Below are 13,772 nucleotides of genomic sequence, written 5' to 3' on the forward strand. Positions count from 1 at the left end.
CCCGCCCATGTCCGCCCACGCCACCATCGTCCCGCCCAAGCCCGCCAAGACCCTGACCGGCTACAAGCCCTTCTGGGCCAAGCGCTTCGGCCCGGCGCCCTTCCTGCCCATGAGCCGCAAGGAGATGGAGCAGCTGGGCTGGGACAGCTGCGACATCATCATCGTCACCGGTGACGCCTATGTGGACCACCCCAGCTTCGGCATGGCGGTGATCGGGCGCACCCTGGAGGCGCAGGGATTCCGCGTGGGCATCATCGCCCAGCCTAACTGGCAGAGCGCCGAGGCCTTCAAGGCCCTGGGCAAGCCCAATCTGTTCTTCGGCGTGGCGGCCGGCAATATGGATTCGATGATCAACCGCTACACGGCCGACCGGAAGATCCGCTCGGACGATGCCTACACGCCCGGCGGCGAAGGCGGCAAGCGGCCCGATCGCGCCACCCTGGTCTACACCCAGCGCTGCAAGGAAGCCTGGAGCGATGTGCCGGTCATCATCGGTGGCATCGAGGCCTCGCTGCGCCGCATCGCCCACTACGACTACTGGCAGGACAAGGTGCGTCGCTCCATCCTGGTGGACGCCAAGGCCGACCTGCTGGTCTATGGCAATGCCGAGCGCGCCATCGTGGAGATCGCCCACCGCCTGGCGCGCCGCGAGCCCGTGACCCAGATCACCGATGTGCGCGGCACCGCCTTCATGCGCCGCGACGACCACACCGGCCTGGACGAATGGTTCCAGATGGACTCCACGACGGTGGACACGCCGGGTCGCATCGACGAGCTGATCAGCCCCTACCAGACCGTGGAGGAAACCGCGGCCGACAAAGGCGCCAGCTGCGCCGCGGGCGAGAAGCCTGCCGCGCCTGATGCGCCCAAGCCCATCACCCTGCATCCGCGCGCCAAGCTCACGCTGCCACCGCGCGAGAAGACCGTGCTGCGCCTGCCGTCCTATGAGCAGGTCAAGAGCGACCCGGTGCTCTATGCCCACGCCAACCGCGTGCTGCATCTGGAGACCAACCCCGGCAATGCCCGCGCCCTGGTCCAGGCCCATGGCGACCGCGACCTCTGGGTCAACCCGCCGCCCATCCCGCTCTCCACGAACGAGATGGACCATGTGTTCGACCTGCCCTATGCCCGCTCGCCGCACCCCAGCTATGCGGACGCGCAGGGCAGCCACGACGGCGCCACCAAGATCCCGGCCTGGGAGATGATCCGCTTCAGCGTGAACATCATGCGCGGCTGCTTCGGCGGCTGCACCTTCTGCTCCATCACCGAGCACGAGGGCCGCATCATCCAGAGCCGCTCGGAAGACAGCGTGATCCGCGAGATCGAGGAGATCCGCGACAAGGTCAAGGGCTTCACCGGCGTCATCTCCGACCTGGGCGGCCCCACGGCCAATATGTACCGCATCGGCTGCAAGAGCCCGGAGATCGAGGCCGCCTGCCGCAAGCCCAGCTGCGTCTACCCTGGCATCTGCCAGAACCTGCAGACCGACCACGGCCCCCTGATCAAGATGTACCGCCGCGCCCGCGCGCTCAAGGGCATCAAGAAGATCCTGATCGGCTCGGGTCTGCGCTACGACCTGGCCATCAAGAGCCCCGAGTACATCAAGGAGCTGGTCACCCACCATGTGGGCGGCTATCTGAAGATCGCGCCCGAGCACACCGAGGGCGGCCCGCTGTCCAAGATGATGAAGCCGGGCATCGGCACCTACGACAAGTTCAAGCAGCTCTTCGAGCAGGCCAGTGCCGAAGCCGGCAAGAAGCAGTACCTGATCCCCTACTTCATCGCCGCCCACCCCGGCACCTCGGACGAGGACATGATGAACCTGGCGATCTGGCTCAAGAAGAACGGCTTCCGCGCCGACCAGGTGCAGACCTTCTACCCCAGCCCCATGGCCACGGCCACGGCCATGTACCACTCCAGCAAGAACCCGCTAAAGAAGGTCACGCGCGACAGCGAGGATGTGGACATCGTGCGCGGCGAGCGTCGCCGCCGCCTGCACAAGGCCTTTCTGCGCTACCACGACCCCAACAACTGGCCGGTGCTGCGCGAGGCGCTCAAGGCCATGGGCCGGGCCGACCTGATCGGCAATGGTAAGCAGCACCTGATTCCCAGCTACCAGCCGCTCACGGACGGCAGCTACCAGAGCGCGCGCCGCAAGAATTCCAGCAGCGCCGCCCTGCCCCATGCCAAGCCCACGGTGGCGGCCAAAGCCGCTCCGACCAAGACGGCAGGCGGTCGCATGGCGCCGCAGACACCCGTCAAGGGCCGGCTGCTGACCCAGCACACGGGTCTGCCGCCGCGCGTGACCGGCAACGCCAAACCGCCGGCCGGCAAGAAGCCGCGCTGAGTGGCGCGGACGCTCCGGCCCGCAGGCCCCAGGGCCTAGCGGGGACGGCGCAGCAGATCGATCAAACGCCGTCCGAGCCGCCACCAGGCCAGACCGGCACTGAGCCAGCGCAGCGTGCGCGACGGCCGGCGCAGGGCCAGCAGGCCCAGGGCTAGAGCGCCCAGGCGGGGCCACCAGCCCCCGCCGCCCGCGCGGCCGGCCAGGCCCCGGCGCAGGCCCATCCAGAGCGACCAGCCGCGATCCGCCCAACCCAGGGGGCCCTGCAGGGCCTGCACATCCTCGCACAGGGCAGCGCGCAGCTCGGCGCTGCGCAGGCGCAGCATCAGCTGGCGCTGACGCAACTCGCGTTCGGCCGCATCCAGCATCACTCGGCTCCCCCGCCCAGTTCCTGGCGGTCGCGCTTGAGCTCGGCCAGGCTGGCGGCGAACAGGCCGCCCGGTGCCGACAGGCGCGCCTGAGCCCGATTCCACAGCCCCCAGGCCAGGCCCAAATACAAGACCCCGAGCAGCAGCGCGGCCAGCCAGCGCCAGGCATCGGGACAGAGCAGCACGACGGCCAGGCTTAGCAGCCCCAGGGCCATGCCGCCGAATAGCAGGGCCATCAAGGCCCCCAGCAGCGCGCCGAAAAGGCGCAGCTTCTCGGCCTCCAGCTCGGTGCCCAGCAGGCTCAGGCGCAGCTGCAGCAGCTCCAGCCCATGATCCACGAGGCGCCGCAGCGCCTCCAGCAAGCCCGCCGGGGCAGGCTTGGCACCCGGCTCGTTCTGGCTCATCCCCGCTCCTTGTCCTGTTCTCTCAGACCATGAAGCTTAAACGGGCCTAGGACTTTCCCGGCGCTGCGCGGCAGACTTGCCACAGCGCCGGTGTTCCGGCTTATGGGCGAGTGGCAAATCGTCTATAACCCAGGTTTCGGAGTGCCACCTCTTTGGGGGGCAGACCGGAAGCAGACCAGAACTATTTGAGACCATGTGATGCGAGCCGTCCCGACCGGGCGGCGCAGGACGAATTTATGCCCGAGTATCAGGAGCCAGCCGCAGCAGCCACGCCGGGCATACACCCAGACGATGATCTGCTGGAATTTGTGGACGGCCCCGAGGGCAACGCCGATGGTGGTGGCAGCACCATCTTGATGCCCTGGCGGGTGCTCATCGTCGATGACGATGCCGATGTGCACAAAGCCACCGAGCTGGCCATGCAGGGCCTGCTGATCGAGGGGCGTCCGCTGAGCTTCTTGCACGCCAGCTCGGCCGCCGAGGCCCGCGAGATGATGCGCCGCGAGCAGGATCTGGCCGTGGTGCTGCTGGACGTGGTGATGGAGTCCGAGAACGCCGGCCTCCAGCTGGTGCGCCAGATCCGCGAAGACCTGCAGCAGCATGCGGTACGCATCGTGCTGCGCACCGGCCAGCCCGGCTATGCACCCGAGATCGAGACGGTGCAGGCCTATGACATCAATGACTACAAGACCAAGTCGGAGCTGACCCGCACCCGGCTCTACACGGTACTCACGGCCGCCATCCGCTCCTACAAGCAGATCTGTGCGCTGGAGATCAATCGCAAGGGGCTGGAGCTCATCGTCGAGGCAAGCACCGAGCTCAGCCGCCTGCGCGGCCTGCATCGCTTTGCCGAGGGCGTGGTCACCCAGCTCTGCGCCCTGCTGGGCGTGCTGCCCGAGGGCCTGATCTGCGCCCAGGCGGGCAGCGAGGGCCCGGGCGATCTGTGCGAGAGCCGCGTCATTGCCGCAGCCGGCCAGTACGGCAGCCTGATCAACAGCCCGCTGGCCGATGTGCAGGTCACCCATGTACGCGAGCGCCTGACCCAATGCCTGCGCGAGCGCCGGCATCTGTTCGACGAGCAGCACGGCACCTGCCTGTATTTCGGGCTGAGCGGCGAGCGCGCGATGGCGGCCATGGTGGACACGGGCCGCGAGCTCAGCAGCATGGAGCTGCAGCTGCTGCGGGCCTTCTGCACCAATATCGCGGTGGGCTTCGAGAACGTGCTGCTCTACAGCCGGCTGCTGGACCAGGCCTATCAAGACCCGCTGCTGCACCTGCCCAACCGCGTGCGCTTCATCGAGCTGCTGGATCAGAACCTGCGCGACCCCTCGGGCGTCACCCTGGCCCTGATAGACCTGGACGACTTTGCCGGTGTCAACGATGCCTTCGGCCACAGCTTCGGCGATCTGGTGCTGCGGGCCGTGGCCCAGCGCCTGGGTGAATGCCTGGGCTTCAACACCGCCATGGCCCGCGTCTCGGCCGACTCCTTCGGTCTGATCGGCCCCGACTCCCTGGTCAATAGCGAGCGCATCCGCAGCGCCTTCACCGAGCCTTTCGAGGTGGCGGAGGAGCGCCTGCAGCTCTCGGCCACCACGGGCCTGGTGCGGCTGACGGACTCCAACGCCCGGGGCTCGGAGCTGCTGCTGGATGCCCAGATCGCACTCAAGCGCGCCAAGCAGCAGCACCGGGGTGCGGCCCAGTACTTCTCGCCCGAGATGGGGACCGACGCACGCGAACGTTTCAAGCTGCTCAAGGGCCTGCGCGCCGGCTTCGAGGAAAACCGGCTCTTCGTGGTCTATCAACCCCAGGTGGATCTGGCCAGCCAACGCGCCCTGGGCGCCGAGGCCCTGCTGCGCTGGCGCACGGCGGACGGCACTTTCGTGCCGCCGGACCAGTTCATCCCGCTGGCCGAGCAGAGCGGCCTGATCATCAGCATCGGTGAGTTCGTGCTGCGCACCGCCTGCCACCAACTCAAGCGCATGGAGGATCTGGGCCACCAGGACTTCCGCATGTGCGTGAACATCTCCCTGGCGCAGTTTCGCCATCCGGGCTTTATCGCCACCCTGCAGCGTGCCCTGCAAGACTCGGGCATCAACCCGCGCAATCTGGAACTGGAGATCACCGAGTCCATGGCCATGGACGATGGGGAACTCGTGCGCCAGCTGCTGGCCGAGATCAAGCGCAGCGGGGCCAGTGTGGCCATCGACGACTTCGGCACCGGCTTCTCCTCCCTGTCCCAGCTGCGCCAGCTGGAGGTGGGCCGGCTCAAGATCGACCGCGCCTTTGTGCGCGAGGCCCAGAACTCCAGCGCCGGCCTGACCATTGCCCACATGGTGATCAATCTGGGCCGCGGCCTGGGCCTGACCGTGATTGCCGAGGGCGTCGAGACCGAGGAGCAACGCCAGCAGCTGCTGGCCCTGGGCTGCCACGAGGGTCAGGGCTGGCTCTTTGCCAAACCGATGGCGGCCGAAATGCTGGAGACCTGGATGCAGGAGCACAAGCACGCTCAGCACTGAGCGCGCGCATCCAGCACCCAAAACAAACAGGCCCCGCGGGGCCTGTTTTTGCGTCGCAGGGCCCGAGGCCCTGGCTTCAGCGGCGTGCGATCAGCATGCCCAGCAACAGCCCCACGCCGGCCGCCACGCCGATGGACTGCCAGGGGTTCTCATGCACATAGGCGTCGGTGGCCCGGCCTGCGGCCTTGGCGCGCTCAACCGCGGCATCCTGCAGATCGTGCAGATTGTCCTTGGCGCGATCCAGGGTGGCCTGCACCTTGGCCCGCAACTCGCTGGCGCCCTCGCCGGCATGACCGGCCGTGGCGCGCAGCAGACTCTCGGCCTCGGCCACAACAGCATGCAGATCGCTGACAAGACGCTGCTTCTGGACTTCGGTAGGCATGATCCTCTCCTTTCAAGGGTTGATGGACTGAGACTAGGCCGGGTTGTACGCCAGCACTCTGCCCTAGATCAAGAGCCAGGGCTCAGATTCGCACCCCACCTTGGATCTTTTGCATCGGGCCTCGCAAAGACCCAGGCGCGACCCTTGAAGAAGCCGCAACACGCCCCATCTGGCGGCTCGCAAGGTCCCAGAGCGATGCCCCGCCCTGCTCACTGGATTCAGCGCGGCCGCACACGACCCGAGCCGAGGCTGCGCTGCCTGAGCTGGGGCCGACCGCCATAGACCAGATCGCCGGAGCCGAACAGCTCGACCTCCAGGCTTTCCAGCGGCCCCAGGGCGGCATCACCGCTGCCAAAGGAGCGCAGCTGGGCCGCGCTGCCGCTGAGATCCTCGGCGTCCACATCGCCCGAACCGCTCAGCTGCCAGCGCTGGTGCAGGGCCCGGCCGCTCGCGCTGAAATCGCCCGAAGCGCGCAGGCTGACATCCAGCATCTCGGTCTGCAAACGCTCCAGCTTGAGCGAACCCGAGCCACTGATCAGCACCTCCAGGCGCTCGCAGCGCAAGGCGCCCAAGACCATGCGGCCCGAGCCCATCATCTGCACGCGCACCTGGCGGGCCTCAAGGCGCTCGGCCTCCAGGCTGCCAGCGCCGCTGAGCACCAGGCTCAGACTGTCCGCCCGCCAGGGCCCCAGCCGCACCTGAGACTCACCTCGTACCTGCAACTCTCGCAGACTCGGCTGACTCAGGCGCGCACGCGCAGAGCGATCACCGGGCTGGTAGATCAGCAGCCCCTCGCGGTCCTTGCGCAGCTGCAGCGGCTCACGCCCCAGTCGGTCCATGCGAGGCTCGCCGGGCGGCCCCTGCTCCAGCGCCAGCGTCAAGGGCCCGTCCACGGCCAAGCGTGAGGCAAGCAGATCGCCCTCAGGCCCGCCGGGCAGTCCCGGGTCGCCGGGGCTCATGTCCCAGGGGCGATCCGCGCCGCGCCCATGGCCACAGGCCTGCAAGCCCCCCGCGACCAGCAAGACACCCAGACAAGCACGCCGCCGCATCAAAAGCTCCGGCTCAGGGCCAGGGCCAACAAGGGCTGCCGCTTGCGCTCCACCACGGGGCTGTCGGCGGCGTCACCCCTCAAGCTGGCCAGGCTGGCCTTGGCGAACAGCTGCCAATGCGCGTCGAGCTGGTAGCTGAGCTGCGCAAAGCCGCCCACGCTATGCAGACCCGCGCCCACCGCATGTGGCCGCAAGCGGCTGCGCCCCGCCTCGGCCGCGCTGATGCCGTACAGCCCCTGGCCCAGCTTGGCATCCATCAGCGTGGCATTCACGCCCAGAGCCAGGGCCAGTTCCGAACTTTGGAGCAGTCCATAGCCCAGCTCGAACTCGGCGTAGCTGCCACGGCCACCGGGCTTGCTGCCCGAGCCCAGGCGTGTGCTGAGCACAGCGTTCAGGAAGACCGGTCCCTCGGCGAATTCCCCACCCAGGCGCAGAGCGGGGGCCATCTCGAACTTGTCCAGACCCAGCAGGCGCGGGCCATCCTTGGGGCGGCGCTGATAGACATCCGGCGCCAGGGCCAGGCTGAGGGCGGCGCTCTGTCCCAGACGCTGTTCGTAGACCAGGCCGCGCACGGTGCTGATCAGGTAGTTCTCGCGCCAACGAGCCTCCAGCAAGGGGGCGCCCAGGGTGCGCAGCTCACGGCCCCCGCTGTACTTGGGCATGGCGATCAGTGCCGCGCCCGCACGCAGCTGCCAGTCGGAAGCAGCGGCCGCGGCGGGACGGGGCGCCGGGGCCTGAGCGATCACCAGGGAGCTGCCCAGGGCCAGGGCCAATGTCAGGAAATAGGGGATCATGATGGGCTCATCGAGGTCCGAGTTGCGATGGACCGCAGTGTCCAAAGCCCGGCATGAAGCCGACATGAACCGACGGCCCGGCCAGATGAAGCGTGCATGAAGCCCCCGCGGCCGGGCGGGCCGGTCCCGGGTGAACGCCCTCCTAGAATTCGCCGCCAAGGCCGCGCAAGCTCGGCCCATCAGGAGGGGCCCGCGCATGGCCAGCATTCTTCTTCTCGAGGACGATCTGCCGCTGGGCCAGTCGCTGCAGCGCGTGCTCAGCATGGCCGGCCACAAGGTGTTGTGGCTGAGAACCGCCGCCGATGCACGACGCTTTCTGCAGGAGGACGGCGACTTCGCCCTGCTGCTGCTGGATATCACCCTGCCGGACGGCACGGGCCTGGATCTGCTGGCCTGGTGGCGGCAGCAGGGCCGCAAGACCCCGGTGATGATGATCACCGCGCGCGACAGCGTGGAGGAGCGCGTCGAGGGTCTGGACTGCGGTGCCGACGACTATCTGGGCAAGCCCTTCGCCATGGAGGAAATGCTCTCGCGCGTGCGCGCCCTGCTGCGCCGGCACTGCGGCCAGGCCAGCAATGTCTGGCAGCTGGGCCCCCTGAGCCTGGACACCGCGCGCCGTCGAGTGCAGCTGGATGCCCAGGAAGTCCCGCTCTCGGTGCGCGAGTACGACATCCTGCTGAGCCTGGCGGCCGAGCCCGGCCGGGTGATGACGCGCGAGCAGATCGAGCGCAGCCTGGGTGGCAGCGATCTGCTGGACAGCAATGCCATCGATGTGCACATCTACAAGCTGCGCAAGAAGCTGGGCAATGACTGGATCAGCACGGTGCGCGGCGTGGGCTATGCGCTGGAAGTGCCCCTGCCAACCGACGGCGTGACGCTGCCATGAGCGGCGCCTCCATCCCGAGCCGCGCCTGGCGCCCCTGGGCCCCGCGCTCGCTGAGCGGGCGACTGATCGCCTGGCAGGCCCTGGCCCTGCTGCTGGCCTGGCTGGCCCTGGCGGCCTTGCTGACCCTGCGCGTGGTGGCCTGGGGGACCGATGAGGTCCAGACCCGGCTGCAGCAGATGGGCACCGTGCTGGTGGCTGCGGCCGGCAGCCCCGAGCCCGAGCTGGCCCAGCGCCTGGCCGATGCCGACCGCGCCGTGATGGCCCTGCTGGGCCTGGACGATGATGTGGGCGCCGGACTGCACCCCGTCTACCAGGTCTGGGACGCCGAGGGGCGCCTGCTGGCCCGCAGCCCGCGCGCGCCCGCGACGCGCCTGGACGCCGCACCGGCACCGGGCGAGCACCCGGACTGGGTGGTGCGCCGGCTGGAGCCCGGCCAGGGCCGGGCGCTGCTGCTGGCCGAGCCGCGCGAAATCCCCCTCAGCGCTGCGATGCCGGTGCTGTGGCTGATCCTCAAGTCCCAGCTGGGCGTTTTTCTCTGGCATGGGCTGGTGATCTGGATCAGCGTGCGCGTGGGCCTGCGGCCCCTGGCCCAGCTGGCCCAGCGCATCGCCCGCCGCCCGGCCGGCGATCTGGCACCGGTGCAGGTGGACCGCCTCTACACCGAGACTGCCCCCCTGGTGAGCGCCCTCAACGGCCTGCTGTCGCGCGAGGGCCAGCGCCTGGAGGCCGAGCGTCGCTTTCTGGCCGATGCGGCCCATGAGCTGCGCACCCCGCTGGCCGCCGTCAATGCACAAGCCCATCTGCTGCTCGGCGAGCAAGAGCCCCAGGCCCGCCATGAAGCGGCCCAGGCCCTGCGCGCCGGCGTGGCCCGGGTCTCCCATCTGCTGGCCCAGCTGCTGACCCTGGCCCGCGCCGAGGCCACGGCCCTGACGCCTCGCACCGAAAACCTGGATGCGGCGGCCCTGCTGCGTGAGCGCGTGGCCATGCTGGCCCCGCTGGCGCGTCAGCGCGGTATCCAATTGGAAATGCAGGCGCCCGAGTCCTGCGAAGCCCAGCTGGAGCGCAGCGGCCTGTGCTCCATGGTCGACAACCTGGTGGACAACGCCATCCGCTACAGCCCGCCAGGCGCCCGCGTGGAGGTGGCCTTGAACGGTGGCCCCGCCGGCCTGAGCGTCACCGTGCGCGACAACGGTCCGGGCCTGGCGCTGGAGCAGCGCGAGCGCGTCTTCGAGCGTTTCTATCGCGTACCGGGCAATAGCGAGCAGGGCACCGGCCTGGGGCTGGCCATCGTCAAGCGCATCGCCGAGCGCGAGCGTGCCCGGCTGGACTTTGTCGACGGTCTGGACGGGCGTGGCCTGGGACTGAGGATCAGCTACCCGGCCGCTTGACCCGGGCGCTGCAGGGCTGGCAGCATCGTGGCACGCTATCGCCACCCCTGCACCTCTTTCACGGAGTCCGCCGACCATGGGACAGATGATCGAATTTCAGCGCCCCGATGGGCAGAGCAGCCCCGCCTGGCTGGCCGATGCCGGCCCGGGCCGCCCCGCCCTGATCCTGATCCAGGAGTGGTGGGGGCTCAACACCCATATCCGCGAGCTGGCCGATCGCTTTGCGGCCGCCGGCTTCACCACCCTGGCTCCCGATCTCTACCGCGGTCGCATCGCCAGCAGCGCCGATGAGGCCAATCACCTGATGACGGGCCTGGACTTTGCCGACGCCACCCACCAGGACCTCGCCGGCGCCCTGCGCTATCTGCAGGCCCGCGCGCCCCAGGTGGGCGTGACCGGCTTCTGCATGGGTGGTGCGCTGACGATTGCCGCGGCGGTGCATCTTCCCGGCCTGTCGGCGGCGTCCTGCTTCTACGGCATCCCGCCGGCCGAGTTTGCCGACCCGGCACGCATCGCCATCCCCTTCCAGGGACATTTCGCCGATCGTGACGACTGGTGCACACCGGCCGCCGTGGACGGGCTTGTGAGCGCCATGCAGGGCAAATCTCCCGAGATCCACCGCTATCCGGCCGACCACGCCTTCTTCAACGACAAGCGCCCCGAGGTCTACGACGCCGGCTGCGCCGCCCAGGCCTGGGAGCGCACGCTGCGATTTTTCCAGGACAAGCTGAGCGGCTAAACCTCTACCCTCAAGGGGTTCATCGCAGATCCAGGGCATGAACACCGTCACCACCTCGCCCGATGCCCCGCGGGATGCCTTTGGCCATCTGCAGGAGCTGGAAACCGCTTATCTTGACGGCGACTATCCGACCCTGCTGCTGCGGCTCCAGCAATGGGAGGCGGCCTGGCCGGATGCGCCTGCGGCCCAGCGCGAGCGCGCGCGCATGTTGGGACTGCACAGCCTCAGCAAACAGGGGGAGTGGGCGGCCCTGATCAAGGCCTGCGGTGAAGCGCTGCGTGGCGCCCAGTTCAGGCAAGCGTCCGCCCGGGTTCAGCTGCTGGTGCTCTGGTCATTCGGCGAGCTGCAGCTGGGGGCGATCATGCGCGCCCTGGAAGTGGCCTGGGTCGGTCAGACCTTGGCGCTGGAGCTGGGGGATCCGGGCATGAGCGCCCAGACCCAGGAACGCCTGGCCATGGTGGAGCTGAGCCTGGGCGACGCCGTGGCGGCCGAGAGCCATATGCTGGAGTCCATAGGCTATGCCCTGCAACTGGGGGATCACGACGTCAGCCTGCTGCGCTACTCCAATGGGCTGTTCCTCTTCAACGCGCTCAAACAGGCCTTGCGCGATCATGGCCGTACGGCCCAGGCCCATGCCCTGCGTCTGCGCATGCAGCGCTATGTGACCCAGGGCCGCAAGATCGAGAGCCGGGCGCGCAAGCCCTACGAGCGCTGCATGTGGCAAGCCAATCTGGCGGTCTGGCAGCTGCGCAGCGGCCGCAGCCGGGAAGCCGAGCAGCAGCTCCGGCAAGTTCATGCCCAGGCCCAGCAGATGAACTGGCTGCATATACGTCGCTCGGTCGCCCTGGAGCTGGCGGGCCTGGCCGCCGCGGATGGAGAGTGGGAACAGTCCCTCCACTGGTTGCACGACGCCGCCAGCCCGCCCGAACTGCCCCCGCGGCGCCGGCATGCGCTGCAGATTGAGCAGGGTCTGGCGCAAGCCCTGGCTCAGCTGGGCCGCGGCGACGAGGCAGCACAGGCCGCTGCGCGGGCCCAAGCCCTGGCCGACGACCCCATACAGGCCGAGGCCCTGGACAGCGGGCTGAGTGAAGCCCTGAAAGCCTTGCTCACGCCCGAGCAGCTTGAGCAGTTGCACACCCGACTCACACTGGCACGACGCGGCCTGTCCAACAAAGCCCGACTGCGCATACGTGGTGTGGGCTGAATGGCTGGGTGCCGCCCAGGCCTGAGGGCCTCAGCTAGACACAGCGGCCACGAGTGAACTTGGTGACGGCGCCATACTGGCTCAGCCTCATCTCCCGTCCCGGTCGCCCCAAGATCTCGTACATGCCCATGGAGCTCACCGCCAGCTGGCCCTCGACCAATTTCCAGCGGCCGCTCACCGACTGATGCCTCTCGCCCCAGACATACTGCCCATCCGGCTTCAGCTGCACCGGCACCTTCACCGCACCCAGAATTTCCACCTCGGTGATGCACCAGTCCCCCTGCACATCGGCAGGAGAGACTGAGCTTGCGCCGGACGGGGCGGCGTCTTGCGTGGCTCTGGTGGCTGCGGGAGGCTGTGACGGCCTGGTGGCGGTGGACTGCGGCTGCGGCACCGGTTCGTTCTGTCTGCCCAGCGACGTTTCCTTGTGCCCCTGTGCGCAAGGCAGCTGCTGAAAGCTGACCGAGCCCTGGGCATCGACACACTTGAACTGGGCCTGGGCCAGGGTGGCTCCCAGGCTCAACAAGGCCACGAAGCCGAGGCGCAGGGCGCCGTCGACGCAGTTTCCGGCCATCATCTTGAATCCTCTCCGGCAGACATTCCGCCCCGCTGGGCGGCCCGCCCGGATTGTGACTTCTGACGCACTCGGCAGCGAGTGAGCAGCCAGTGCAGGCGCGCAGTAGTTCACGGCGATCGGCCCCTTGCACCCAAGGCTAGTAGCCCGGCAGATCCTTGAATTCCATCGTTCGATCACTGAACTGCAGCTGCTCGATGCTGCGAACAATGATGATGGCGCCATCGGGGCTGCCGCTCAAAGCATGGGCGTCATGCTTGCTGCCGTTCGGCTCCAGATGCCGATAGGGGCCGTAGGCATTGATGCGGGTCAGCCGCGCGGCGCTGCTGGGGAAGCCGACGATCAAGGTGTCGCGAGCCAGGCCGCCATCGACGCGCGAGAGTGTCTTGGCGGCCGTCTTGAGCTCGATCACATCGTCGCCGGTGCCGCCAAAGATAGTGTTGGGCGCGCGCGGTTTGCCGATCACGCGATCAGCCCCGGCGCCGCCGAAAAAGGCCGCATGAGCTTGAGCCGCAGCACTGCCCTGACCCTGGGTGGCCAGATCGATCTGCCGCGGCGCATCGCCGCCCAGGCTGGCGCCGGTGGTTTCGACCAGCAGGTCCACCAAGGTCGAGGTGGCACCGCCGCTGGCCTCCACCTTCACGAACACCGCCGCATCCCGCAGCGCCAGCAGCTCATAGGCCAGCGGATCGTCGAGCGGACGCAGCCGGTCCAACTCGCCCACACCGGCATAAAGCTGATAGCCCGCCGAGTCATAGACCGTCAGATTGAACTTCCATTCATTGCTGCTGGAGAAGCGGTAGAAGTACCCCTGCGTCAACTCAATGCGGTACAGCCCCGAGCCCAGCAGCCGGGCCTGATGCGTCCAGCCATGCGCATTGCCGACCGGCGCGGCGCCAAAGGCCTTCGGGTCCACCGGACGGGCCTTGGCGGCATCCGCCTCCAGCAAGCGCCATTCGAGGTCATAGCCGTTGGGCTTGGGGATGTAGGCCGAGTGCACCGCAAGAGCGGGTGCGGGTGCGGGTGCGGGTGCGGGTGCGGGTGCGGGTGCGGGTGCGGGTGCGGGTGTGGGTGTGGGCGTGGGCGTGGGCGTGGGCGTGGGCGTGGGTGTGGGCGGGGGCGTG

The 13,772-nt window shown here is 68.5% G+C and carries 13 protein-coding genes; 6 read left to right on the plus strand and 7 right to left on the minus strand.

The features are described from left to right. The first annotated feature begins 7 nt into the window (after window positions 1–7). On the plus strand, window positions 8–2,347 hold the full coding sequence (locus DFR39_RS19515; protein ID WP_133605519.1) for a YgiQ family radical SAM protein: 2,340 nt from the start codon (window positions 8–10) through the stop codon (window positions 2,345–2,347). Between the two features lie 35 nt (window positions 2,348–2,382). Here the strand turns inward: DFR39_RS19515 and DFR39_RS19520 are convergent, their stop codons facing one another. Next, window positions 2,383–2,712 (minus strand): hypothetical protein, encoded by a 330-nt coding sequence (locus DFR39_RS19520; RefSeq protein ID WP_133605520.1) that lies wholly within the window; start codon window positions 2,710–2,712, stop codon window positions 2,383–2,385. After that, a complete protein-coding gene (locus tag DFR39_RS19525; protein WP_133605521.1) occupies window positions 2,712–3,116 on the minus strand; it encodes a phage holin family protein in 405 nt (134 codons plus the stop codon). Before DFR39_RS19525 ends, DFR39_RS19520 begins: the two co-directional genes overlap by 1 nt. A gap of 236 nt (window positions 3,117–3,352) precedes the next feature. On the opposite strand from DFR39_RS19525, the gene DFR39_RS19530 reads away from it, so the two are divergent. Beyond that, window positions 3,353–5,632, plus strand: a complete 2,280-nt coding sequence (locus DFR39_RS19530) for a GGDEF/EAL domain-containing response regulator (protein WP_133605522.1) — start codon at window positions 3,353–3,355, stop codon at window positions 5,630–5,632. Window positions 5,633–5,708: 76 nt separating this feature from the next. Here the strand turns inward: DFR39_RS19530 and DFR39_RS19535 are convergent, their stop codons facing one another. The 3 genes from DFR39_RS19535 to DFR39_RS19545 all read right to left on the minus strand — a co-directional run bounded on the left by DFR39_RS19535 (window position 5,709) and on the right by DFR39_RS19545 (window position 7,857). Next, window positions 5,709–6,014, minus strand: coding sequence for an ElaB/YgaM/YqjD family protein (locus DFR39_RS19535; RefSeq protein ID WP_133605523.1), 306 nt, complete (start codon window positions 6,012–6,014; stop codon window positions 5,709–5,711). 218 nt (window positions 6,015–6,232) lie between these two features. Then, window positions 6,233–7,063: a GIN domain-containing protein gene (locus DFR39_RS19540; RefSeq protein WP_133605524.1), complete on the minus strand. Its 831-nt coding sequence runs from the start codon at window positions 7,061–7,063 to the stop codon at window positions 6,233–6,235. Beyond that, window positions 7,063–7,857 (minus strand): MipA/OmpV family protein, encoded by a 795-nt coding sequence (locus DFR39_RS19545; RefSeq protein WP_162849600.1) that lies wholly within the window; start codon window positions 7,855–7,857, stop codon window positions 7,063–7,065. Before DFR39_RS19545 ends, DFR39_RS19540 begins: the two co-directional genes overlap by 1 nt. Before the next feature lie 196 nt (window positions 7,858–8,053). Here DFR39_RS19545 and DFR39_RS19550 point away from each other — a divergent pair, with 196 nt between their 5' ends. The 4 genes from DFR39_RS19550 to DFR39_RS19565 all read left to right on the plus strand — a co-directional run bounded on the left by DFR39_RS19550 (window position 8,054) and on the right by DFR39_RS19565 (window position 12,074). After that, window positions 8,054–8,743 (plus strand): response regulator transcription factor, encoded by a 690-nt coding sequence (locus DFR39_RS19550; protein ID WP_133605526.1) that lies wholly within the window; start codon window positions 8,054–8,056, stop codon window positions 8,741–8,743. After that, window positions 8,740–10,131 carry an ATP-binding protein gene (locus DFR39_RS19555; protein ID WP_133605527.1) on the plus strand — a complete coding sequence of 464 codons (1,392 nt, stop codon included), beginning with the start codon at window positions 8,740–8,742 and terminating at the stop codon, window positions 10,129–10,131. Before DFR39_RS19550 ends, DFR39_RS19555 begins: the two co-directional genes overlap by 4 nt. A 76-nt stretch (window positions 10,132–10,207) precedes the next feature. Then, entirely contained in the window at window positions 10,208–10,870 is a 663-nt protein-coding gene (locus DFR39_RS19560; RefSeq protein ID WP_133605528.1) for a dienelactone hydrolase family protein, read from the plus strand. Window positions 10,871–10,907: 37 nt separating this feature from the next. After that, window positions 10,908–12,074, plus strand: a complete 1,167-nt coding sequence (locus DFR39_RS19565) for an ATP-binding protein (protein WP_133605529.1) — start codon at window positions 10,908–10,910, stop codon at window positions 12,072–12,074. Window positions 12,075–12,108: 34 nt separating this feature from the next. Here the strand turns inward: DFR39_RS19565 and DFR39_RS19570 are convergent, their stop codons facing one another. Both DFR39_RS19570 and DFR39_RS20005 read right to left on the minus strand, forming a co-directional pair. Further along, window positions 12,109–12,651, minus strand: coding sequence for a DUF4124 domain-containing protein (locus DFR39_RS19570; protein WP_162849601.1), 543 nt, complete (start codon window positions 12,649–12,651; stop codon window positions 12,109–12,111). Between the two features lie 136 nt (window positions 12,652–12,787). After that, on the minus strand, window positions 12,788–13,772 hold a 985-nt coding region (locus tag DFR39_RS20005), incomplete at its 5' end, for a hypothetical protein (protein ID WP_211343921.1).

Source organism: Roseateles asaccharophilus (assembly GCF_004362405.1).
Taxonomy (GTDB): domain Bacteria; phylum Pseudomonadota; class Gammaproteobacteria; order Burkholderiales; family Burkholderiaceae_C; genus Kinneretia; species Kinneretia asaccharophila.